We start from the raw sequence: 23,166 nt of genomic DNA on the forward strand, positions 1-23,166 counted from the left end.
AGCTATTGAATCAATAGCAAAAATGCAAAACCCGATCTGCTGCTGATCAGGGCTTTGGAGGGTGCGCAAGGCGGCGCACCCTTTGTCCGGCGGGGACTTATTTGGCGTTTGACCGGGACTGCGCGATCAGGGCGTCGGCCACCTGCAGCGAGCGTTCGAGCGTCTTGGCCTGCGTGCCGGAGGTGAAGTAACGGCCATTGATGCCCAGGGCGGGCACGCCGTCGAGTGCATAGCCGTCCTGTAGCTGCGTGGCCTTGCGCGCCTTGGTGCTGACCGAGAACGAGTTGTACATCTCCATGAACTTCGCCTTGGGAATGCCCTGCTTGTCCACCCATGCGGCAATCTGGTCGGCGGTGTTGAGCGGCTGCTTTTCGACATGGATGGCGTAGAACACCTTCTTGTGCAGTTCGTCAACCTTGCCCATGCCTTCAAGCACGTAATACAGGCGCTGCTGCGGCTCGAAGTCGGGGCGGAAGGCAATCGGCACGCGGCGTATCGACACGTCCTTGGCCTGCTTTTTGGCCCAGGCATCGAACATCGGCTCGAAGCCGTTGCAATGCGGGCAGTTGTACCAGAAGAATTCGACCACCTCGACTCGGCCGGCAGGCGCCTCGGTGGGTGCCGGTTTTTCCAGCGTGAGGTAGTCGGAGCCGCTCTGGAAGGCCCTGGCCTGGGCTTGCGCCAGCGTGGGAAGGGCGGAAATGCCGGTGGCCGCAGCCAGGGTGACGGCTGAAATTGAGAACACGCGACGTTGCATTGATTTTTTCTCCTGGTCAATATGGACGGCTGTTGGACACCGCAGGGCCGAAAAGTTCAGCCGGGGCCGGATTTAGGACTTAACGCTGCACCCGCACCAGTGCCGTTTCAATCGAACTGTTGTCCAGCCGGTCCTTGACGCGGTCGGCATCGTCTTTTTTGTCGAACGGACCGACGCGCACCCGGTACACGGTGCGGCCGGCCTGTTCGCGTTCGGTGACCTTGGCCTGCATGCCGAGCAGCAGCAGCCGGGCGCGCTGCTGTTCGGCGTCTTCAGGCGTGCGGTAGGCGCCGGCCTGGATGAAGTAGTTGAACGGGTCCGAAGCCCCCGAACTGAAGGCCGGGCTTTCTGACCGGGCCTTGGCCAGGTCGCCGAGCGGGTCGGCGGACGGGGGCCGGGCCGGTTTGGCCACGGCCGTGGGGGCGGGCGTTGGTGCTGCCGCCGGTGCGGCGGGTGAGACTGGTGCGGCCGGCGCCGTCGCGGTTTTCGGCGGTTTCACGACGCGTTCGGGTTTTTTGGGCTCTTCGGGCGCCAGCACCGGGTCCGGCACGCTGGCGGCGGCGGGCGGCTCGGCCGGCAGGCTCAATTCGCCCGATGCCGACGGCGCCGCGCGGGCAGGATTCTTCCCGGCCAGCGGCGCGTTCGGATTCCAGTCCTTGTTCTTGCGGGCCTCGGCGGCATCGCTTTCAGGGTTGTAGGCCGGACTCTTGTTCATGAAGGGCACCGGCACCTTGGTGACGTACACCGCCACGGTCAGCGCAATGCCCAGGCCGACCAGCGCGCCAATCACCAGACCCAGCAGGGTCCCGCCACGTTGCTTTTTCATACCGTATTCCCATGACTCGACCGTAACTTGCATATGTCTTGGATGCTTTTTAAAGGGGGAAGTTTTCAAGCCGATTACATCTTGCGCGGGGCGCTGACGCCCAGCACCGCGAGGCCATTGTGCAACACCTGCGCGGTGGCCGCGACCAGCGCCAGGCGCGCCAGTTTGAGCGCTTCATCATCGACCAGAATGCGTTCTGCGTCGTAGTAGCTGTGGTAGCACGCGGCCAGTTCCCGCAGGTAAAACGCCACGTCGTGCGGCGCAAAACCGGCGGCCGCATGGCTGAGCATGTCGGTGTACTTGTTCAGCAGCAGCATCAGCGCCTGCGCCTGCGGGCTGGCCAGCGGCGACAGGTCCACGTCCTTGAGCGCGCTTTCGTCGCCGCCCCAGGCCGTCAGGATCGAACAGATGCGCGCATGCGCGTACTGCACGTAGTACACCGGGTTTTCGTTGTTCTTGGCCAGCGCCAGGTCGATGTCGAAGATGTATTCGGTGTCGGGCTTGCGGCTGAGCAGGAAAAAGCGCACGGCGTCGGCGCTGGTCCACTCGATCAAGTCGCGCAGCGTGACGTAGCTGCCGGCGCGCTTGGAAATCTTGACTTCCTCGCCGTTCCTGACCACGCGCACCATGGTGTGCAGCACATAGTCGGGGTAGCCGACCGGGATGCCGGCGTTGGCCGCCTGCAGCCCGGCACGCACCCGCGCGATGGTGCCGTGGTGGTCCATGCCCTGGATGTTGACGGCCTTGGTAAAGCCGCGCTCCCATTTGGCCAGGTGATAGGCCACGTCGGGAACGAAGTAGGTGTAGGTGCCGTCGCTCTTTTTCATGACGCGGTCCTTGTCGTCGCCGTAATCGGTCGATTTGAGCCAGAGCGCGCCGTCCTGTTCGTAGGTCTTGCCGGCGTCCTTCAGGCGCTGTACCGTCGATTCGACCCGCCCTTCGCTGTACAGGCTCGATTCGAGGTAGTAGTTGTCGAAGCGTACCGAAAACGCCTGCAGGTCCAGGTCCTGTTCATGGCGCAAATAGGCCACGGCGAACTGGCGGATGGCGTCCAGGTCGTCCGCGTCGCCCGAGGCGGTGAATTCGCGGTCGTCGGACTTGACGGTCTTGCCGGCCAGGAAGTCGCTGGCGATGTCGGCAATGTATTCGCCGTTGTAGAACGCCTTGCTGGCCGGATTGTTCGGCTCCGTCGGCCAGCAGTCGTCGCCCGGCTTGAAGCCTTTGGCCCGCAGTTGCGTGCTGTTGGCCAGCGTCTGGATCTGCACGCCGGCGTCGTTGTAATAGAACTCGCGCCAGACTTGCGCGCCCTGCGTGGCGTACAGGTTGCAGATCGCATCGCCCAGCGCAGCCTGCCGGCCGTGGCCGACATGCAGCGGGCCGGTCGGGTTGGCCGAGACGAACTCGACGATCATCTTGCGGCCCTGCTCCAGCGGCTGCGTGCCGTAGCCGCTGCCGGCGTTCAGCACCTCGCGAACGGTTTCCTGCTTGGCGGCGGGCTTGAGGCGGATGTTGATGAAGCCGGGGCCGGCAATTTCAACCGCATCAACCCAGCGCTCGAAAGCCGGCGACGGCAAGAGCAGGGCGCGCAGCGCTTCGGCCGTCTGGCGCGGGTTCTGTTTCAGGGGCTTGGCCAGCTGCATGGCAGCGGTGCAGGCGAAATCGCCATGCGCGGCGACTTTGGGGGACTCGAAGGCGGCTTTGTCGCCGGCGCCGGGGGACAGGGTTTCCAGCGCGCGGGCGAGGTCGGAGAGCAGGTCTTTTTTAATCGAAAGCATCGCCGGATTTTACGGTCAAGCCAATCCGGCCCGAATTGGCGCGCGGCCCGGCGAAAACCCGGTCATCGAATCCGGCCCGAGCCGCGTTATGGACGTGATTTCCGACGGAAATCACGTCCATCCCTTTATTGGAGCCACCATGAATAAACCGCTGTCCCTGATCGCCATTGCCTTTGCCCTGACGATGGGCCTGTCCGCCGGAGCCCGCGCCCAGAGTGCGCCCGCCGCACCGGCAAAAGCCGCATCGGCCGCGCCTGCGCCGGCCAAGGTCGCCCCGGCGCCAGCGGTGTCGCCTGCCGCCGCGACAGTGGCACCACCGGCCAAGACCGCCCAGCAAAGCAAGATGACGACCTGCAACAAGGACGCCACCGGCAAGAAGGGCGACGAGCGAAAAGCCTTCATGAAGGAATGCCTTAGCGCCAAGACAGTGGCGCAGGGCACTCCCCAGCAGAGCAAGATGAAGACCTGCAATGCCGACGCCAAGGGAAAAACGGGCGACGAGCGCAAGGCCTTCATGAAAACCTGCCTGAGCAGCTAACCAGGCCTTGCCTGCTTGCAGCTATTGAAAACATAGCTGTAAAGCCATAACGGTAAAGCGCAAAAGCCGTTTTTCGATGTGAAATATGGCCTCTTTGCCTTCGCCAGCCCGACGCCTCAGGTTTGCAACAGGCATTCCCGCGCGGCCCGCTTGATGGCCTGCGTCAGGCGCTGCGCAGCCAGCGGCTCGCGCGCCCAGTGCTGCCAGTACAGCACCACATCGACCGGCCGCCCGGGCACGACTTCCTCCAGCGGCGCCCGCCCGGCGCGTGCCTGCAGCAGCAGGTCGGGCACCATGCCCCAGCCCAGGCCGAGTTCCAGCGCCAGTTCAAACGCATCGACCGCCGGAACGAAGTGGCGCGGGTACAGCGCCCCGTGCAGGTTGAAATGCTGCGCCAGCCAGGCGTCCTGCAGCGCGTCCTTGCGGTTGAAGATCACCGCCGGGCTGCGCAGCAGGCGGTGCGGCAGCGCGCTGCCCCATTCGGCCAGCAGCGAAGGCGCGGCCACGCAGCGGTAGCGCATGATGCCCAGCGGATCGGCCACGCAGCCGCGCATGGCGCGTGCCAGCGTGGTGACGCAGCCGGTCACGTCGCCGCTGGCCAGGGCGTCGTGCGTGTGGTCCTGGTCATCGACCACCACGTCGAGCAGCAGGCGGTGCTGCTGCAGCGCCGGCGCCACGCCCGGCAAGAACCAGCTGGCCAGCGAGTCGGCATTGACCGCCACGCTCAGGCTCTGCATGCCCGCCGCCGCGCCCGCATCGGCGCCCGGCAGGCCGGCGATCAGGTCGGCCTCCATCAGCCGCAACTGCCGCACATGCCCGACCAGCGCCTGGCCCGCTGGCGTGGCCCGGACCTGCTTGCCGCGCACCAGCAGCCGCTGGCCGAGCGCGGCTTCTAGCGACTTGATGCGCAGCGACACCGCCGCCAGCGTCAGGCTCAGCGCCTTGGCGGCCGCGCCGAAACTGCCGCCTTCAATCACGGCGGCGAGGGCTTCAAGTTGCCGGGCATCGAGCATGGTATTTCTTTAGTTTTTATTGAGTAAAGCTAATTTTAGTTAAATCCATTTAATTAGCTAGCCGGATTGGCGACACTGGCCGGACGTCTGAAATTCAGGCGTTCCCGCAATTTCCCCTCTTGGCTTTGTCGCATCATGAATATCCTGACCGCCCCGGCTTTCTTCGCTGGCCTGGCTTTAAGCCTGTCGCTCATCATGGCCATCGGCCCGCAAAACGCACACGTCATGCGCATGGGCCTGCGGCGCGAGCACCTGTGGCTGACGGTGGCGATTTGCGTGGTGACCGACGTGGTGCTGATCGCCGTGGGTGTCGGCGGCCTGGCGCAGCTCGGCGGCCTGTCGGGCAAGGTGCTCGGCGCGCTGACGGGCGCCGGCGCCGTGCTGCTGTTCCTCTACGGCGCGCAGGCGATGCGTCGCTTTGTGCGACCTGCCGCGCCGGCCGTGCCAGGCCCCGGGGACGCGGCTGAAACCGGCATGTCGCGCCGCCGGGCGGTCGGGCTGGCGCTGGCCATGTCCTGGCTCAATCCGCATGCCTGGCTGGACACCGCCGTGCTGATGGGCACGGCGTCGCTGGCCTATGCCCGGCCCGACAACGCCGTGTTCGGCCTGGGCGCCGCTGCCGGCTCGGCGCTGTGGTTCGTGGCGCTGGGCGTGGCGATGTGGAGCCTGGGCAGCCGGCTGAAGGCGCCGTGGGTCTGGCGCGCGCTGGACGGTCTGGTGGCGCTGATGATGTGGGGCACGGCGCTGTGGCTGGTGGCCGGGCTGTTCTAGGTTTTCAAGGTAAAAACGCTACTTTATTAATAGCTGCTTACGCAATACAGTCAAGCGCAAAATGCTTGTTTGATGCATGAAATTGCTTTCCGGCGCGTCCTGTTGCCTCACTGCCGCCAGAATTCCGGCTGGCTGTAGTGGTGCTTCAGAAAATCAATCCACAGCCGCACCCGCAGCGGCAAATGCTTGCGCTGCGGAAACACCGCATAAATGCCGTTGGCTGGCGCGGCAAATTCTTCCAGCACCGCCACCAGCCGGCCGGCGGCAATCTCGGACTCGACTTCCCAGGTGCTGCGCCAGGCAATGCCGTAGCCCGCCAGGCACCAGTCGTGCAGCACCTGCCCGTCCGAGCAGTCGAGCGGGCCGCCGGGCTTGAGGTGGATGATCTCGGAATCGCCCTCCAGCGGCGCGCCCCCGGTCACGCCTTCGCCTTGCCCCGGGGCATGGCGCGGAACGCGAAACGCCCAGCCGCGCGTCTGCGAGGCGTCGCTCGACAGGCTCAGGCAGTCAAACCGCGCCAGGTCGCCCGGATGCTGCGGCGTGCCGTGCCGCTTCAAATACTGCGGCGTGGCCACGCACAGCCGCCGGTTGTCGGCCAGGCGCACGCTGACCAGCATGGAGTCGGGCATGTCGCCGACACGCACCGCGCAGTCAAAGCCCTCGCCGGCCAGGTCCACCACGCGGTCGCTCAGGTTCAGCGTGATGGTCACGTCGGCATGCTGCTCGCGGAACCGGGCCACCAGCGGCGCCACATGGCGCCGGCCAAAACCGGCCGGCGCGGTGATGCGCAGGTGGCCGCTGGCCTTGACGCCGCCGGCCGACACGCTGGCCTCGGCATTGGCCAGGTCAGCCAGCAGGCGCTGGCAGTCTTCCAGAAATGCGCTGCCTTCGTGCGTCAGCGTGATGCGCCGCGTGGTGCGCACCAGCAGTTTGACGCCCAGGCGCTCTTCCAGCGCATCGAGCCGCCGGCCCATGATGGCCGGCGCCACGCCCTCGGCCAGCGCCGCCGCCGTGAGGCTGCCGCGCGCGACGACGGAAACAAAGGATTCGAGCTGCTTGAGTTTGGCCATGGACGCGAATTATGCGGCGCGGCGGCCGGCCGCCATGCTTTAGGCATGAAATATGACTTTTCCGCAGGCTGCGCTTGTGCAATAAGCTATTGTTTTAAGAGCGATGGCTGCGCTGGAGTGCTGCGATAGCGTCATCGCCATAACCCAGTTCCAGCAGCAACTCGCGGCTGTGCTCGCCCAGCAGCGGCGGCTGCAGCCGGATGCCGGGGCGCCGGCCGCCGAGCGTGAAGGGCATCAAGGGCACTTTTGACAGGTGGCCGTCGTTCATGCGCACCGGTGCCAGGCCGCCGGTGGCGTTCAGGTGGGGGTCGTCAAACAGCTGCTCGGGCCGCACGATGGGCGCAAACGGCAGCTCGTTCGCCTCGAACACCGCGCTCAGGTCGGCCGCGCTGCGCCCGGCCAGGTGCGCGCGCAGCATCGGCATCATCCATTCGCGGGCGCGCACCCGGTCGTTGTTGGTCTTCAGGCGCGGGTCGGCCAGCAGATTGCCCAGTCCGAAAGCCTGGCAGAACACCGCCCACTGACGGTCGCTGACGGCGGCCAGGAAGACCTGCTCGCCGTCCTTCACCGTGAACACGTCGTACACGCCCCAGGCCGAAATGCGGCTGGGCATGGGCGCGGCGGCCTGGCCCGTGGCGGCGAACTGCATCATGTGCTGGGCCACCAGGAAGACATTGTTCTCGAACAGCGCCGACTGCACCTCCATGCCGCGCCCGGTCAGCCCGCGCTGGCGCAGCGCGGCCATCGCGCCGATGGCGCCGAACATGCCGCCCATGATGTCGTTCACGCTGGTGCCGGCGCGCAGCGGGTCGCCGCTGCGGCCGGTCATGTAGGCCAGCCCGCCCATCATCTGCACCACCTCGTCAAGCGCGGTGCGGTGGTCATACGGGCCGGGCAAAAAACCCTTGTGGCTGACATAGACCAGGCGCGGGTGACGGTCTTTGAGCGTTTCGTAGTCCAGGCCCAGCTTCTTCATGGTGCCGGGCTTGAAGTTCTCGCTGACGATGTCGGCCGTGGCAATCAGCCGCAGCGCGGCCAGGGCGCCCTCTGGCGTTTTCAGATCAAGCGCGATGCTTTTCTTGTTGCGGTTGAAGGTCGGGAAAAAGCCCGCGCCCGAGCCCAGCAGCCGGCGCGTGTTGTCGCCCTCGGGCGGTTCGACCTTGATGACCTCGGCGCCCAGGTCGCCCAGCAGCATGCCGCAGGTCGGCCCCATCACCATGTGGGTGAACTCGACGACGCGGATGCCGGCGTAGGGCAGCGGCGTTTCCTTGGGTTCGTTTTCCTCAACGGCCGGACTGGCGGGCGCCGCCATGCGGGCGCCCTGTACAAAGCCCTTGGGCAACCCGGCCTCGGGTATCAATCCGTAGAGCGGCTCGCCCGGCAGCCCGGCCATCAAGGGCGCGCGCGCGGCGACGAGCTTTTCCAGGTCGATGCCGGTGCGCAGGCCCATCGCCTCGAACATGAACACCAGGTCTTCGGTGACGACGTTGCCCGACGCGCCCGGCGCATGCGGGCAGCCGCCCAGCCCGCCCAGCGATGCGTCGAAGGTGCGGACGCCTTCGTCATACGCCGCCAGGCAGTTGGCCAGGCCCAGTCCGCGCGTGTTGTGCATGTGCGCCGCGCCCGCGTGCCGGCCAATCTCGGCGCGCAGACGCCTGAACAGGCGCCGCACCTGCGCCGGGTTGGCATAACCCACGGTGTCCGACAGGCCGGCTTCGTCAGCGCCGGCGGCAATGCATTGCGCGGCGAGCCGGATCACGTCGTCCTCGGCGACCAGGCCCTGCAGCGTGCAGCCAAAGGCGGTCGAAACGCCGACCTCCAACTGGACATGCGGCGCCAGGCCCTGGCGCAGGGCGGCGATGGCGCGCACTTCCTCGACCATTTCTTCCCGCGTGCGGCGCACATTGGCCAGCGAATGCGCGGCGCTGGCCGACACCGGCACGGTGAGCTTGTGTACGCCGGCCGCCAGCGCCGCCTCGGCGCCCCGGCGGTTGGGCACCAGCGCCATGACCGTCAGGCCGGGCAGGGTGATCGCATGGCGCACCACCTCGGCGGCGTCAAGCATCTGCGGCAGCAGCCGGGCGGGAACGAAAGAGGCGACTTCGATCTCGCGCACGCCGGCGGCATAGAGCGCGTCGATCCAGCGCAGCTTGTCGGCCGTCGGCATGCATGCCTTGACCGACTGCAGGCCGTCGCGCGGGCCGACTTCGCTGATCATGACTTGGAGAGGGGGCATGCAGGCATTCATGCAACAATTTTGCGCCCGATGCGTGCCTGATGTTTCGCAAGCCGAAGCGCACATTACCTAAATTTTTGTCACAAATAAATCGCATTTCAGGTCATTAATCTTTGGCCAAGGATCAAATAAAGTAGCGTCATGCCCAAACCACCTGAAACCACCTCCTTGCCCCTGCGCGCCGTGCTGTTCGACGCCTATGGCACGCTGTTTGACGTGTACAGCGTCGCGCTGCTGGCCGAGCAGCTGTTCCCCGGCCGTGGCCAGGCGCTCAGCCTGCTGTGGCGCGACAAGCAGATCGAATACACGCACCTGGTCAGCACCAGCAGCCATGGTGCGCATTACCAGCCGTTCTGGGAGCTGACCCGCGCAGCGCTGGTCTATGCTATTAAAAAAATAGCGCCTGACATCCGCGCTGATTGCGCAAACGGCCAATTTGATGCAAAAATCGAGCAGCTGATGAACCAGTACCGCTGCCTGACGGCCTTTCCCGAAAACCGCGAGGTGCTGCAGGCACTGAAAAGCCGGGGCGTGGTCACCGGCATCTTGTCGAACGGCGACCCGGCCATGCTCGCCGTGGCAGTCAAGTCGGCCGGGCTGGGCGGCCTGTTTGACCACGTCATCAGCACGGACGCCATTCGCCGGTATAAAACCCATCCCGACGCCTACACGCTCGGCCTGCAAGCCACCGGCCTGCCGGCGCGGCAAATCGCCTTTGTCAGCTGCAACAGCTGGGACGCGCTGGCCGCGACCTGGTTCGGCTACCAGACGCTGTGGATCAACCGCAACCAGGCGCCGTTCGAGGAGCTCGGCACCCAGCCGCTCTACACCGGCAGCAGCCTGCGCGACGTGCTGGCGCTGCCCTTTGGCGACGGCGCGCCCGCATGACGCTGTGGGACGTGCTGCTCATCGGCGCGGGCGGGTTCGCCGCCGGCGCGGTCAACTCCATGGCCGGCGGCGGCACCTTCTTTTCGTTTCCGGCGCTGCTGGCCGTGGGCTTGAGCCCGGTGGTGGCCAACGCCAGCAACTCGGTCGCGCTGTGGCCCGGCAGCCTGAGCGGCGCCTGGGCCTACCGGCAGGAACTGGCGCGCTACAAGCGTTACTTGCTGCCCATGGGCATTGCGTCGTTCATCGGCGGCGCGGCTGGCGGGCTGCTGCTGCTGGTGGCCGGCGACGCGCGCTTTGCCGCCTTGATTCCGTGGCTGCTGGCCTTTGCCACCGGGCTGTTCGCCTTCAGCCCGCAGCTCTCCAGCGCCTTGCGCCGGATGCGGCCGGCGCCCGACTGGTCCGCCGGCGGCGATCACGGCGCGGGCTCGCCCGTCGGCTGGTTCGTGCAGCTGCTGGTGTCGGTCTACGGCGGGTTTTTTGGCGCCGGCATGGGCATCCTGATGATGGCCAGCCTGGCGATTGGCGGGCATGAGGACGTTCAGCACATCAATGCGCTGAAAAACATTTTGTCGGCGGTGATCTACAGCGTCACCGTGATGACCTTCATCATTGCCGGCGCGGTCAGCTGGCCGCACACGCTGGTGATGGTGTTGACCGCCAGCCTGGGCGGCTACTGGGGCGCGCGCATGGCGCGCAAAATCCAGGGCCCGTGGCTGCGCCGCATGGTGATTGCCGTGGGCGTCGTGCTGACGGTTTATTATTTTTACAAAGCGCTGGCCTGAGCGGGCCGCTGGCGCATCCGCATTCATTTCGCTTTTCTGTTTTTTTCAAAGGAATTTTCAAATGACCAACCCCACCGAACGCACCACCGCCCACGGCCTGCAGGTCGCCACCGGGCTGTATCGTTTCATCGAAGACAAGGTGCTGCCCGGCACCGGCGTCGAGAGCAGCCAATTCTGGACCGGCTTTGACGCCATCGTGTCCGACCTGGCGCCGAAAAACATCGCCCTGCTGGCCGAGCGTGACCGCCTGCAGACCGAGCTGGACGCCTGGCACGGCGCCCACCCCGGCCCCATCGCCGACATGCCCGCCTACCGCGCCTTTCTCGAACAAATCGGCTACCTCGTGCCGCAGCCTGAAACGGTTGCCATCACCACCGCCAACGTCGATGCCGAACTCGCCGTGCAGGCCGGCCCGCAACTGGTCGTGCCGATCCTGAACGCGCGTTACGCCCTGAATGCCGCCAATTCGCGCTGGGGTTCGCTGTATGACGCGCTCTACGGCACCGACGCGATTCCCGAGACCGACGGCGCCGAAAAAGGCAAGGGCTACAACCCGGTGCGCGGCGCGAAAGTGATTGCCTTCGCCCGCAACCTGCTCGACCAGGCCGCGCCGCTGGCGTCGGGTTCGCACAAGGACGCAACCGGCTACAGCATCGAAGGCGGCCAGCTGGTCATTGCCATGGAAAACGGCATGACCAGCCTGCAGAACCCGGCCGGTTTTGTTGGCTACCAGGGCGACGCTGCGGCCCCGTCGTCGGTGCTGCTGGTCCACAACGGCCTGCACATCGACATCATCATCAACCGCGCCACGACCATCGGCAAGCTGGATGCGGCCGGCGTCAGCGACCTGGTGATCGAGTCGGCCCTTTCGACCATTCTTGACCTCGAAGACTCGGTCGCCGTGGTCGATGCCGAGGACAAGGTGCTGGCCTATGGCAACTGGCTGGGCATTTTGCAGGGCACGCTGACCGAGGAAGTCAGCAAGGGCGGCACGACCTTCACGCGCGGCCTGAACCCCGACCGCGTGTACACGGGCGCTGACGGCGGCGAAGTCACGCTGCACGGCCGCTCGCTGATGTTCGTTCGCAACGTCGGCCACCTGATGACGAATCCGGCCATCCTGTACGCCGGTGGCAAGGAGATTCCCGAAGGCATCCTGGACGCAGTCGTCACCACGACCATCGCCATCCACGACTTCAAGCGGCGCGGCCAGAGCGGCATCAAGAACTCGCGCACCGGCAGCGTCTACATCGTCAAGCCCAAGATGCACGGCCCGGCCGAAGTCGCCTTTGCCAGCGAACTGTTCGGCCGCGTGGAAAGCCTGCTGGGCCTGCCCGCCAACACCGTGAAACTCGGCATCATGGACGAGGAGCGCCGCACCAGCGTCAACCTCAAGGCCTGCATCGCCGAAGCCGAGGCGCGCGTGGCCTTCATCAACACCGGTTTCCTCGACCGCACCGGCGACGAGATGCACACCGCCATGCAGGCCGGCCCGATGATCCGCAAGGGCGACATGAAGACCACCGCGTGGATTGCCGCTTACGAGAAGAACAATGTGCTGACCGGCCTGAGCTGCGGCCTGCGCGGCAAGGCGCAGATCGGCAAGGGCATGTGGGCCATGCCCGACCTGATGGCCGCGATGCTGGAGCAGAAAATCGGCCACCCGAAAGCCGGCGCCAACACCGCCTGGGTGCCCAGCCCGACCGCCGCCACGTTGCACGCGCTGCATTACCACCAGGTGCTGGTCTCCGACGTGCAAAAGGAACTGGAAAAGATCGACGCCAACGCCGAGCGCGACACGATTTTGAACGGCCTGCTGACCATTCCCGTCACCGCCACGCCGAACTGGTCGGACGCCGAAAAGCAGCAGGAACTCGACAACAACGCGCAGGGCATCCTGGGCTACGTGGTGCGCTGGATCGACCAGGGCGTGGGCTGCTCGAAAGTGCCCGACATCCACAACATCGCGCTGATGGAAGACCGCGCCACGCTGCGCATCAGCAGCCAGCACATGGCCAACTGGCTGCACCACGGCGTCGTGACGAAAGCGCAGGTCACCGAAACCTTCGAACGCATGGCCGCCGTGGTCGATGGCCAGAACGCGGGCGATGCGCTGTACCAGAACATGGCCGGGCATTTCGACACGTCGGCGGCGTACAAGGCGGCGTGCGATCTGGTGTTCAAGGGCTTGGCGCAGCCCAGCGGCTACACCGAGCCGCTGCTGCATGCGTGGCGGTTGAAGGTCAAGGCTGGGACGGCTTGAGTCTGGTGGCGCGGTTTGCTATGGATTGAATAGCTGCCTGCGCTTGTCCAGCATGCGCTGGCGGCCAATTTGGCTCGTAAAAATGGAAAACGGCGCCTTCGGGCGCCGTTTTTGTTTTCCGGCCCGCTATGGCTATGAAAGGTGTGTTGCGCGCTTGCGTTCAGGCGGCACGCCCGGTTCTCGACCACCCGGCTGGGGTAGTGCGTGAAATCTGCCTCGTTTTTCGTGACGAGGCCAACGCCGACGCTCAGGGCGTGGGCGGCAATCAGGCTGTCCATGGCATCGCGGCGGTGGCTAGTACGCCATCGCTTTGGGCAGCGCATCAAAAACAGCATTCGTCCGGATGCCCTCCAATGGCCGCCCTTTTAGTCCCTCGACCCTAATTGCGCCTGAATTTGAATTCAAACCAACACAGCCAGGCGTTTGTGGTTAATAATTGCTGCACTGCAACATTTTTTATAAAGGCTCCCCATGTTCACCAACACTTCTTTTGAATCCATCGCCAAAACCATGAAGGAAAATGCGGAAAAGTTCAATCCCGCAGCTTCCCAGGAAGCGTTCAAGCCGGTGATGGAACAACTCAAGGCCTGGGGTGACCTGGCGCAAAAGCAGGCGCAGGTTGCGCAAGCCGCCGTCGCTGAAACCGTCGAGTCCTTCAAAAACATCAAGGAGCCGAAAGCCGCTTTTGAAGCCATGAAGGCATCGGCTGAAAACAGCGTCGCCATGGCATCGCAGAACCTGAAGGATGTCACGGCACTGGGCTTTGCGCAGTTCCAGACCAGCATCGACGCGCTGCAAAAGGCCCATCCGGCACCGGAAGCTTTCGCCGGCATGGCCAAAGGCCTGAAGGACGCTGCCGCCACCGCCGAAAACGCGCTGGAATCAGCCATGAAGAACGGCGCCGCTGCCGTCAAGAAGGCGCGCAACGCCTGATTGGAAGTATTCGCGCACTGCGGACCTGGCAGCTTCTTCAAGCCGGCTGGGGCCGCAGAGTTCTCAGGTGGCCAAGCGCCCCTGAATGGCGCTTTATAAAAAACCCCGGCCCATGCGCCGGGTTTTTTCATGGGCGGCCGACGCCGGGCGGTCAAAGCCATCGGGCGCTCAGTCTGGCTGCGCTTTGCAGCATGCGCCGCTGCCTGCGGCAACCCCGCGCGGCGGGCCTGCGCACGGGGGTAAACTTCCATCCTGAGATGACTTGACGTTCGTCCCGGGGCGCCCGGAAGGTTCGCGCAAAGATTGCGTTTCGACGGCGTCAACCTTCCGCCTGGTGCGGCTTTCAGGTTCAAGACAGGACCATCCCCTATATTGCCAGGTCAGCTCATCACCACTCCACAGCCACAGGATCACCATGACAGCCGGTAAATCAAAAATCATCTACACGCTCACCGACGAGGCGCCGCTGCTGGCGACCTGGTCTTTTCTGCCTGTCGTGCGCGCCTTCACGGCGCCGGCCGGCATTGAAGTCGCCGAGAGCGACATCTCGGTCGCGGCGCGGATTCTTGCCGAATTCCCCGAGTTCCTGACCGATGCGCAGAAAGTCCCCAACACGCTGGCCGAACTCGGCCGCCTGACGCAGGACCCCGACACCAATATCATCAAACTGCCCAACATCAGCGCCTCGCAGGGGCAACTGGTCAGCGCCATCAAGGAACTGCAGTCCAAGGGCTTCAACATTCCCGACTACCCCGAAAGCCCCAAGACCGACGCGGAAAAGGACATTCGCGCGCGTTATGCCCGCTGCATCGGCAGCGCCGTCAACCCGGTTCTGCGCGAAGGCAACTCGGACCGCCGTGCGCCCAAAGCCGTCAAGGAGTACGCCCGCAAGCACCCGCATTCGATGGCCGAGTGGAGCCAGGCGTCGCGCTCGCATGTCTCGCACATGCACCACGGCGATTTTTATCACGGCGAAAAGTCGCTGACACTTGGCACGGCCCGCGACGTGAAGATGGAACTGAGCACCAAGAGCGGCAAGACCCTGGTGCTCAAGCCCAAGGTGTCGCTGCTGGCCGGCGAGATCATCGACTCCATGTTCATGAGCAAGAAAGAGCTGGTCGAGTTCTACGAGAAGGAAATCGACGACGCTTATCGGACCGGCGTGATGTTCTCGCTGCACGTCAAGGCCACCATGATGAAGGTCTCGCACCCCATCGTGTTCGGCCACTGCGTGAAGATTTTCTACAAGGATGCGTTTGCCAAGCACGGCGCGCTGTTCGATGAAATCGGCGTGAACGTGAACAACGGCATGGCTGACCTGTACGGCAAGATCGCCACCCTGCCGCAAAGCAAGCAGGACGAGATCAAGCGCGACCTGCACGCCTGCCACGAAGGCCGGCCCGAGCTGGCCATGGTCGATTCGGCCAAGGGCATCACCAACTTCCACTCGCCCAACGACATCATCGTCGATGCATCCATGCCCGCGATGATCCGCAACGGCGGCAAGATGTGGGGCGCCGACGGCCGCCTGAAGGACGTCAAGGCCGTGATGCCCGAATCGACCTTTGCCCGCATCTACCAGGAGATCATCAACTTCTGCAAGTGGCACGGCAACTTCGACCCCAAGACCATGGGCACGGTGCCCAACGTCGGCCTGATGGCCCAGCAGGCCGAGGAATACGGCTCGCACGACAAGACCTTTGAAATTGCCGAAGACGGCGTGGCCAACATCGTGGACATCGCCACCGGCGAAGTGCTGCTGAGCCAGGATGTCGAAGCCGGCGACATCTGGCGCATGTGCCAGGTCAAGGACGCGCCGGTGCGCGACTGGGTCAAGCTGGCCGTGACGCGCGCGCGCAACTCGGGCATGCCGGCCGTGTTCTGGCTCGACCCGTACCGCCCGCATGAAAACGAGCTGATCAAGAAGGTCAAGCTCTACCTGCAGGAGCATGACACCAGCGGCCTGGACATCCAGATCATGAGCCAGGTGCGCGCCATGCGCTTCACGCTGGAGCGCGTGGCGCGCGGCCTGGACACGATCTCGGTGACCGGCAACATCCTGCGCGACTACCTGACCGACCTGTTCCCCATCATGGAACTGGGCACCAGCGCCAAGATGCTGTCCATCGTCCCGCTGATGGCCGGCGGCGGCATGTACGAAACCGGCGCCGGCGGCTCGGCGCCCAAGCATGTGCAGCAGCTGGTCGAGGAAAACCACCTGCGCTGGGACTCGCTGGGCGAGTTCCTGGCGCTGGCCGTGTCGCTCGAAGACCTGGGGCTCAAGACCGGCAATGCCAAGGTCAGCCTGCTGGCCAGGACGCTGGACGCCGCCACCGGCAAGCTGCTGGACAACAGCAAAGGCCCCTCGACCCGCACCGGTGAACTCGACAACCGGGGCAGCCATTTCTACCTCGCCATGTACTGGGCGCAGGCGCTGGCCGGGCAGACCGAAGACCCAGCGTTGCAGGCGCAGTTCGCACCGCTGGCCAAAACCCTGGCCGAGAATGAAGAGCAGATCGTCGCCGAGCTGAAAGAAGTGCAGGGCAAGCCGGCCGACATCGGCGGCTACTACCTGCTGGATGCGGAAAAGGTCAAGGCCGTGATGCGCCCGAGCGCCACCTTCAATGCCGCGCTGAGCGCGGTGCAAGGCTAAAGGCCGGGCGGGCTGGCCCCACAAGGCCGGTCTTTCAGGGCCGCATGCCGTCGCAAGAGGGCATGCGGCTTTTTCGTGCCGGCCTTGAATCCTGGCGGCAGGGCGCAAGGCCAGCGGGCTGCGTCCAGGCACGCGGCGCTGGTGGTGCGGCTTCAGGGTGCTATGAATTAAATAGCTGCTTGCGCACGCCGGATATGCGCAAAAGGCACTTTTTACCCTTAAAAACTACCCGCCTTCGCCTGCGGGCGCTGTTTTTCTATGGACAATAGCGTCTTGCAACAGGAGTCCCGGCCCGGGAAGACCTTCAGGCCCAGGGCGCTGCAGCCTTTCCCCGGTCCACGCCTGCGGGCAGCACGTGCCGCCCGGCACTGGTTTTCCTGTAAGCCCCCATCCCTTCATTTCATGTTCGGCCCCCGGCCGACGCCATCAGGAGCCTTGATGACCGACCCGACCCCTTCCTTTTTCAAGCGCGTTTCGCTCGCCTTCGGCAGCTTTTTCAGCACCCTGTCCAATCCCGGCTATGCCGCCCGCGTGCGGGACTTGCGCGAGCAGGGCGAAACGCCGGCAGCGCCTGCCGCCACGCCCGCGCCCGTTGTCGCGCCGGCCGTCTTCAAGGAGGCCACGCCCGACGCGGCGCTGCAATTGCTGGCGCTGCTGCAGCGCGAGGCGCGCCTGATCGACTTTGTGCAGGAAGACCTGAGCGGCTACACCGACGCCGAGATCGGCGGCCCCGCGCGGCTGGTCCATGAAGGCTGCGCCAAGGTGCTGCGCGAGCATTTCACGCTGGCGCCGGTCCGGCCCGAAGCCGAGGGCAGCCGCATCACGCTGCAGGGCGGCTTTGACGCCCGGGCCATCCGCCTGACCGGCAACGTGGTCGGCCAGGCGCCGTTCCATGGCGCCCTGAGCCACCGGGGCTGGCGCGCCACCGACACCCGGCTGCCGCGTCTGGCCGCCGGCCATGACGCCAGCGTGCTGGCGCAGGCCGAGGTGGAACTGTGAACGCCGCCAAGACCCCCAAGGCTGCCGACGCGCCAGGCACGGCGGACGAGCCACAGTTTTCCATCGGTATCGACCTGGGCACCACGCACTGCGCGCTGGCCTGGGTGGACATTGGCGCCAGCGATGGCGAAAAAACGGTCTACGGCGTGCTTGACATTCCGCAGCTGACCGCGCCTGGCAGCGTCGGCAACCTGCCGCTGCTGCCGTCTTTTTTGTACCTGCCGCATGAAAGCGAACTGGCCGCCGACGACCTGGCGCTGCCGTGGACCGGCGAGCAAAGCTTCGCCGTGGGCGAGATGGCGCGCGCGCGCGGCGCGCAGACGCCGATCCGCCTGGTGTCCAGCGCCAAGAGCTGGCTGTGCCACCCCGGCGTGGACCGGCGCGCGGCCATCCTGCCGAACGACGCGCCGCCCGAAGTCGCCCGTGTCTCGCCGCTCGAAGCCTCGACCCGCTACCTGGCGCATTTGCGTCAGGCCTGGGACCATACCCACCCCGAAGCGCCGTTCGACCGGCAGGACGTGACCATCACGATTCCGGCGTCCTTCGACCCGGCCGCGCGCGAGCTGACCGCCGAGGCCGCCCGCGCCGCCGGATATCAATCCCTGAGCCTGCTGGAAGAACCGCAGGCCGCGCTCTACCACTGGATTCAGGGAAGCGCCGGCCAGTGGCGCAAGGACGTCAAGCCCGGCGAGATCATCCTGGTGATCGACGTCGGCGGCGGCACCAGCGACTTCTCGCTGATCGCCGTGCTGGAGCGCGAAGGCAACCTGGAACTGCACCGCGTCGCCGTGGGTGACCACATTCTGCTCGGCGGCGACAACATGGACCTGATGCTGGCGCACGTCGTGGCGCGCAAGCTCGCGGCCGAGGGCAAGCAGCTTGACCCGTGGCAGATGCGCGCGCTGACCTATGCCTGCCGCAGCGCCAAGGAAAGCCTGCTGGGCGATGCAACGCTCGAAGTGCAGCCCATCGTCGTTCCCAGCCGGGGCGCGAAGCTGATCGGCGGCTCGGTGCGCACCGAGCTGACGCAAAGCGAGGTGCGCAATTCCCTGCTCGAAGGCTTCTTCCCCGAGGTGGACGCGGCGGCCCGGCCGGTGAACCGCGCGCGCGGCGGCCTCACGCAACTCGGCCTGCCGTACGCGCAGGACGCCGGCGTGACGCGCCACCTGGCCGCCCTGCTGGGCCGCCAGGCCGGCGCCACGGCCGAGCTGGAAGGCTTTGCCGGCCAGGTCGATGCGGACGCCAGCTTTTTGCATCCGACGGCGGTGCTGTTCAACGGCGGCGTCTTCAAATCCAGCATCCTGACCGAGCGCACGCTGGCGACGCTCAACGGCTGGCTCGCCGCCGAACAGGCACCGGCGGCGCGCGCGCTCACCGGCGCCGACATGGACCTGGCGGTGGCGCGCGGCGCGGCGTATTACGGCTATGTGCGGCGCGGCCAGGGCGTGCGCATTCGCGGCGGCACGGCGCGTGCCTATTACGTCGCGGTCGAGTCGGCGATGCCGGCCATTCCGGGCTTCGAGCCGCCCATCCAGGCGCTGTGCATTGCTCCCTTCGGCATGGAAGAAGGCATCGAGGCCGAGCTGCAGACGCAGGAATTCGGCCTGGTCGTCGGCGAGCCGATGCACCTGCGTTTTTTCGGCTCGTCGGTGCGGCGCCAGGACATGCTGGGCGTGTTGCTCGACTTCTGGCAGCCCGACGAATTGCAGGAACTCGGCGAGATCCAGGCAACCCTGCCCGCTGAAGGCCGGCAAGCCGGCGAGATCGTGCAGGTCCGGCTGCGCGCCGTGGCCACCGACACCGGCACGCTGGAATTGACGGCCGTGGCCACGCAGGGCGGCGAGCGCTGGAAGGTGGAATTCGATGTGCGCGGTGGCGGGCAGGAGGCTTGAGTCAATTCCCGTTTGCCTCCTTCCCCCAGCGGGGACCGTTCGCACGCCAAGGCATTGAATTGAAGCGCCCCACCTGATGAGCCACTACATCGTCGGCATCGACCTGGGCACCACCCACACGGTCGTCGCCTATGCGCCGCTGGTGGCGGGGCAGGGCGAACCGGCCGATATCCGCGTGTTCGACATTGCGCAGCTGGTCGCGCCCGGTGAAGTCGCCGCCTTGCCGCTGCTGCCCTCGGTGCGCTACCACGCGGCCGAAGGAGAGCTGGCCGCCACCGCGCTGCAACTGCCGTGGCCTGCCGAAAGCGGCAACGCCGGCCAGCCGCCGGTGGTCATTGGCGAACTCGCGCGCCGGCTGGGCGCGCAGGTGCCGGGCCGGCTGGTGGCCAGCGCCAAGAGCTGGCTGTCGCATGCGGCGGTCGACCGGCTGGCGCCCATCCTGCCTTGGGGCGCGCCCGACGGCGTGCCGAAAATCTCGCCGGTCGAGGCCAGCGCCAGCTACCTGCGCCATGTGCGCGCGGCCTGGAACGCGCGCTTTCCGGACAGCCCGCTGCAGCGGCAGGAACTCCGGCTGACCGTGCCGGCGTCCTTCGACGAAGGCGCCCGCGCCCTGACCCTTGACGCAGCCCGGCTGGCCGGTCTGCCGCTGCTGCGCCTGCTGGAGGAGCCGCAAGCGGCGTTCCACGACTGGCTGCTGCGCCACCAGGGCCGGCTCGCCGGGGAACTGGCGCAGACCCGGCGCGTGCTGGTCTGCGATGTCGGCGGCGGCACCACCGACCTCAGCCTGATCGACGTGGAACTGGATGGCTCCAGTGGCCAGCCCCGGTTGACGCGCGTCGGCGTGGGCAACCACCTGATGCTGGGCGGCGACAACATGGACCTGGCGCTGGCGCACGCCGTGGAGGCGCGCATGGGCGGCTCGCCGGGCGCGCCACTGTCGGCCCCCCGGCTGGCGCAGTTGATGGACCGCTGCCGCGCCGCCAAGGAAACGCTGCTCGCCCATGACGCGCCCGAGCAGGTGCCTGTCACATTGCTCGGCGGCGGCGCCAAACTGGTTGGCGGCAGCCGCACGGTGATACTCCAGCGCGAAGAGGTCGAGCGCCTGATCGTCGATGGTTTCTTTCCGCAGGTCGGGCTTGACGCGCAGCCGGTGCAGGCCCGCAGCGGCATCGTCGCCTTTGGCCTGCCGTACGCGCGCGACGCGGCCATCACGCGCCACATCGCCGCCTTCCTGCGCCAGCATGGCCCGGGCCTGCCCGACGCGCTGCTGCTCAACGGCGGCGTGTTCCGCGCCGATGCCCTGGCCCGGCGGCTGGCGCAGACGCTGGGCGACTGGCGCGGCGCGCCGCTGCGCCTGCTGCACAACGACAACCCCGACGTGGCGGTGGCGCGCGGCGCGGTCGCCCATGCACTGTCGCAGCGCGGCCTGGCGCCACGCATCGGCGGCGGCTCGGCGCGCAGCTACTTCTTGCGGCTCGACGAGGCGAAGGAATCCGGCAAGGCGCGCGGCATTTGCATCCTGCCGCGCGGCAGCGAGCCGGGGCACGAGGCGCTGCTGGCCGGCCGCAGCTTTGCCCTGCGCGTCGGCCAGCCGGTGCGCTTCCAGCTGTTCAGCGCCGTGGCCGAGGGCGCGGGCCAGGCGCTGGCGCAGGCCGGCGAACTGGTCACGCTCGACGAGGACGCGCTGGTGCGGCTGCCGCCCATCGTCATGGTGCTGCAGGCCGACCCGGGCGCCGCCGACAGCGGCCAGCCGGCGCGGCAGGACATCGCCGTGCAGCTGGCCGTCGCGCTGACCGACGTCGGCACGCTGGAACTGCACTGCGTGTCCCAGCTTGATGCGCGCCAGCGCTGGCTGCTGGCCTTCGACCTGCGCCAGCCGCTGGCCGATGCCGCCAGCCTTGACGCGCCAGACCGCCAGATGGCAGTGCGCATGGCGCAGGCCATCGCCCAGATCGACCGCATCTTCGGCACCAACAAGCAGCAGGTCAGCCAGAAGGAAGTCACGCAGTTGCGCGCGCAGCTGGAGCGCCTGCTTGGCGACCGCGCGCAGTGGACCACGCCGGTGCTGCGCCAGCTGTTCGACGCGCTGTGGCAGCGCGAACGCGGCCGGCGCCGCAGCGCGGCGCATGAGCGCGTCTGGCTGAACCTGGCCGGCTACGGCCTGCGCCCCGGTTTTGGCGACCCGCTCGACGCCTGGCGGGTGCAGCAGCTGTGGACGCTGCTGCCGCTGGGCGTGCAGCATCCCAATGACCGGCAGGTCGGCGCCGAATGGTGGACGCTGTGGCGGCGCGTGGCCGGCGGGCTGGACACCGCCGGGCAGTTGCGACTGCTCGACGACTTTGCCTTCAACCTGCAGATCAGCGAAGAGGGCGCGGACGGCCTGGAAGGCGCCAGGCCGGTCAGCGGCAGCCAGGGCGACATGCTGCGCCTGGGCGCGTCGCTGGAACGGATTCCGGCGGCCTACAAGGCTGAAGTCGGCGAATGGCTCTTGGCGCGCATCCAGAAATCCGCCGCCGCGCCGCCGGCCCGCCAGCGCGCAGGCCCGGGCGACAGCGCCGACGACAGCCTGTATTTGTGGGCGCTGGGCCGCATCGGCGCGCGCGAGCCTTTTCATGGCAGTCCGCATGACGTGGTGCCGGCGGATGTGGCTTCGGCCTGGATTGATGCCCTGCTGGCGCTCGACTGGAAGCGCCTGGAGGCCGCCGCCTTTGCCACCGTCAACCTGGCGCGCGTGACTGACGACCGGGTCCGGGACCTGTCGCCCGCGCTGCGCGAGCAGGTCCTGGGGCGCCTCAGGGCGATTCACGCGCCCGCGCCGTGGCTGGCGATGGTGGCGCAGAAAGTCGAACTCGACGAAGCCACCGAACGACGCATGCTTGGCGAATCGCTGCCGCCGGGGCTCAGGCTGATGGGGTGATACCTGTCTTGTCTTGTATTGTATAAAATGGGATACAGTAAGACCATGAAGCAGCTTGAGAAAACCGACGAGTTCGAGGTGTGGCTTGAATCCCTGTCCGACCGTCAAGTCAGGGCAAGGCAAGGATTCAGGTGCGCATTGATCGCCTGCAAGACGGTAATCCCGGTGACGTGGCACCCGTGGGCGCCGGGGTGAGCGAGTTGCGGCTGCACTTTGGCAGCGGCTGGCGCTTGTACTACACCGAGCGCGGGGGCACCTTGGTGATTTTGCTGGCCGGCGGTCCCAAGGGCACCCAGGCCAAGGACATTCAGACAGCGCTGCAACTGGCGCAAAACCTTTAGGATCCCAAGGTGAGCAAGACCCAAACCACTCCTTACGACAGTGCCGAGTACCTCAAGACCGAGGAAGACATTGCCGCCTACTTTGCGGCCTGCCTGGAAGAGGCGGGCGACGATGCCGCCTTTCTTGCCAAGGCGCTGGGAACCATTGCCCGCGCACGCGGCATGACGCAACTGGCCAAGGACACCGGCCTGGGGCGCGAGAGCCTTTACAAGGCACTGTCAGGGCAGGGCAACCCCAGCTTTGCCACTATTTTGAAGGTGATGCACGCCTTGGGCCTGCGGCTGGCAGCGCAGCCAATGGCGCGGCAAGGCTGAGTAAGTCGCGCTCAGTGCATCAAACCGGCTGCGCGGTAACTTTTTTGGCGCCAGCATGGGGGTCAGTGCTGCAATTGATTAAAAACCTTTTCCAGGGCATGAAGGTCTTTCGTCGTGTAGCACCCCGCTTTGACAAGCTCGATATCCGATTTCTGGGCTTTTTGCACATCGCTGGAATCATGAAGTGGCTTCACTGA

At 66.2% G+C, this 23,166-nt stretch carries 18 protein-coding genes and 1 pseudogene; 12 read left to right on the top strand and 7 right to left on the bottom strand.

What is annotated here, in order from left to right; genetic code table 11:
* Positions 1 to 97: 97 nt before the first annotated feature.
* From EC86_RS0118305 to argS, 3 genes are all read right to left on the bottom strand, one after another.
* The gene (locus EC86_RS0118305; protein ID WP_029527304.1) at positions 98 to 757 is read right to left on the bottom strand and encodes a thiol:disulfide interchange protein DsbA/DsbL; all 660 of its coding nucleotides are present in this window, start codon (positions 755 to 757) and stop codon (positions 98 to 100) included.
* Between the two features lie 79 nt (positions 758 to 836).
* On the bottom strand, positions 837 to 1,583 hold the full coding sequence (locus EC86_RS0118310; RefSeq protein WP_029527305.1) for an SPOR domain-containing protein: 747 nt from the start codon (positions 1,581 to 1,583) through the stop codon (positions 837 to 839).
* Positions 1,584 to 1,657: 74 nt separating this feature from the next.
* Positions 1,658 to 3,358 (bottom strand): arginine--tRNA ligase, encoded by a 1,701-nt coding sequence (argS, locus tag EC86_RS0118315; RefSeq protein ID WP_029527306.1) that lies wholly within the window; start codon positions 3,356 to 3,358, stop codon positions 1,658 to 1,660.
* Between the two features lie 139 nt (positions 3,359 to 3,497).
* Between argS and EC86_RS0118320 the strand changes: the two genes are divergently transcribed.
* Positions 3,498 to 3,896 (top strand): PsiF family protein, encoded by a 399-nt coding sequence (locus EC86_RS0118320; protein ID WP_029527307.1) that lies wholly within the window; start codon positions 3,498 to 3,500, stop codon positions 3,894 to 3,896.
* Between the two features lie 116 nt (positions 3,897 to 4,012).
* On the opposite strand, the gene EC86_RS0118325 is transcribed toward EC86_RS0118320, so the two are convergent.
* On the bottom strand, positions 4,013 to 4,909 hold the full coding sequence (locus tag EC86_RS0118325) for an HTH-type transcriptional regulator ArgP (protein WP_029527308.1): 897 nt from the start codon (positions 4,907 to 4,909) through the stop codon (positions 4,013 to 4,015).
* Positions 4,910 to 5,044: 135 nt separating this feature from the next.
* On the opposite strand from EC86_RS0118325, the gene EC86_RS0118330 reads away from it, so the two are divergent.
* A complete protein-coding gene (locus EC86_RS0118330; RefSeq protein WP_029527309.1) occupies positions 5,045 to 5,680 on the top strand; it encodes a LysE/ArgO family amino acid transporter in 636 nt (211 codons plus the stop codon).
* Positions 5,681 to 5,787: 107 nt separating this feature from the next.
* On the opposite strand, the gene EC86_RS0118335 is transcribed toward EC86_RS0118330, so the two are convergent.
* From EC86_RS0118335 to EC86_RS30010, 3 genes and pseudogenes are all read right to left on the bottom strand, one after another.
* The gene (locus tag EC86_RS0118335) at positions 5,788 to 6,750 is read right to left on the bottom strand and encodes a LysR family transcriptional regulator (RefSeq protein WP_029527310.1); all 963 of its coding nucleotides are present in this window, start codon (positions 6,748 to 6,750) and stop codon (positions 5,788 to 5,790) included.
* Positions 6,751 to 6,844: 94 nt separating this feature from the next.
* Positions 6,845 to 8,062, bottom strand: coding sequence for a CaiB/BaiF CoA transferase family protein (locus tag EC86_RS30005; protein ID WP_051676195.1), 1,218 nt, complete (start codon positions 8,060 to 8,062; stop codon positions 6,845 to 6,847).
* A gap of 102 nt (positions 8,063 to 8,164) precedes the next feature.
* Positions 8,165 to 9,052 (bottom strand): annotated as a pseudogene (locus EC86_RS30010) (hydroxymethylglutaryl-CoA lyase); the annotation flags it as partial.
* A 75-nt stretch (positions 9,053 to 9,127) separates the two neighbouring features.
* Here EC86_RS30010 and EC86_RS0118345 point away from each other — a divergent pair.
* From EC86_RS0118345 to EC86_RS0118390, 10 genes are all read left to right on the top strand, one after another.
* Entirely contained in the window at positions 9,128 to 9,874 is a 747-nt protein-coding gene (locus tag EC86_RS0118345) for a haloacid dehalogenase type II (RefSeq protein WP_029527312.1), read from the top strand.
* On the top strand, positions 9,871 to 10,656 hold the full coding sequence (locus EC86_RS0118350; protein WP_029527313.1) for a sulfite exporter TauE/SafE family protein: 786 nt from the start codon (positions 9,871 to 9,873) through the stop codon (positions 10,654 to 10,656). Before EC86_RS0118345 ends, EC86_RS0118350 begins: the two co-directional genes overlap by 4 nt.
* A gap of 61 nt (positions 10,657 to 10,717) precedes the next feature.
* Positions 10,718 to 12,919 carry a malate synthase G gene (locus EC86_RS0118355; RefSeq protein WP_029527315.1) on the top strand — a complete coding sequence of 734 codons (2,202 nt, stop codon included), beginning with the start codon at positions 10,718 to 10,720 and terminating at the stop codon, positions 12,917 to 12,919.
* 471 nt (positions 12,920 to 13,390) lie between these two features.
* Positions 13,391 to 13,852 carry a hypothetical protein gene (locus EC86_RS0118360; RefSeq protein ID WP_029527316.1) on the top strand — a complete coding sequence of 154 codons (462 nt, stop codon included), beginning with the start codon at positions 13,391 to 13,393 and terminating at the stop codon, positions 13,850 to 13,852.
* Between the two features lie 415 nt (positions 13,853 to 14,267).
* Positions 14,268 to 16,505: an NADP-dependent isocitrate dehydrogenase gene (locus EC86_RS0118365; protein ID WP_029527317.1), complete on the top strand. Its 2,238-nt coding sequence runs from the start codon at positions 14,268 to 14,270 to the stop codon at positions 16,503 to 16,505.
* 438 nt (positions 16,506 to 16,943) lie between these two features.
* The gene (locus EC86_RS0118370) at positions 16,944 to 17,504 is read left to right on the top strand and encodes a DUF2760 domain-containing protein (RefSeq protein ID WP_029527318.1); all 561 of its coding nucleotides are present in this window, start codon (positions 16,944 to 16,946) and stop codon (positions 17,502 to 17,504) included.
* A complete protein-coding gene (locus tag EC86_RS0118375; protein WP_051676053.1) occupies positions 17,501 to 19,396 on the top strand; it encodes an Hsp70 family protein in 1,896 nt (631 codons plus the stop codon). The genes EC86_RS0118370 and EC86_RS0118375 overlap by 4 nt, the downstream gene beginning before the upstream one ends.
* Positions 19,397 to 19,472: 76 nt before the next feature.
* Positions 19,473 to 22,313, top strand: a complete 2,841-nt coding sequence (locus EC86_RS0118380) for an Hsp70 family protein (protein WP_029527320.1) — start codon at positions 19,473 to 19,475, stop codon at positions 22,311 to 22,313.
* Positions 22,314 to 22,444: 131 nt separating this feature from the next.
* Positions 22,445 to 22,654, top strand: a complete 210-nt coding sequence (locus tag EC86_RS26305; RefSeq protein WP_232229935.1) for a type II toxin-antitoxin system RelE/ParE family toxin — start codon at positions 22,445 to 22,447, stop codon at positions 22,652 to 22,654.
* Between the two features lie 9 nt (positions 22,655 to 22,663).
* Entirely contained in the window at positions 22,664 to 22,969 is a 306-nt protein-coding gene (locus tag EC86_RS0118390) for an addiction module antidote protein (protein ID WP_029527321.1), read from the top strand.
* Positions 22,970 to 23,166 lie beyond the last annotated feature (197 nt).

This window comes from Polaromonas glacialis (genome assembly GCF_000709345.1).
Classification (GTDB): domain Bacteria; phylum Pseudomonadota; class Gammaproteobacteria; order Burkholderiales; family Burkholderiaceae_C; genus Polaromonas; species Polaromonas glacialis.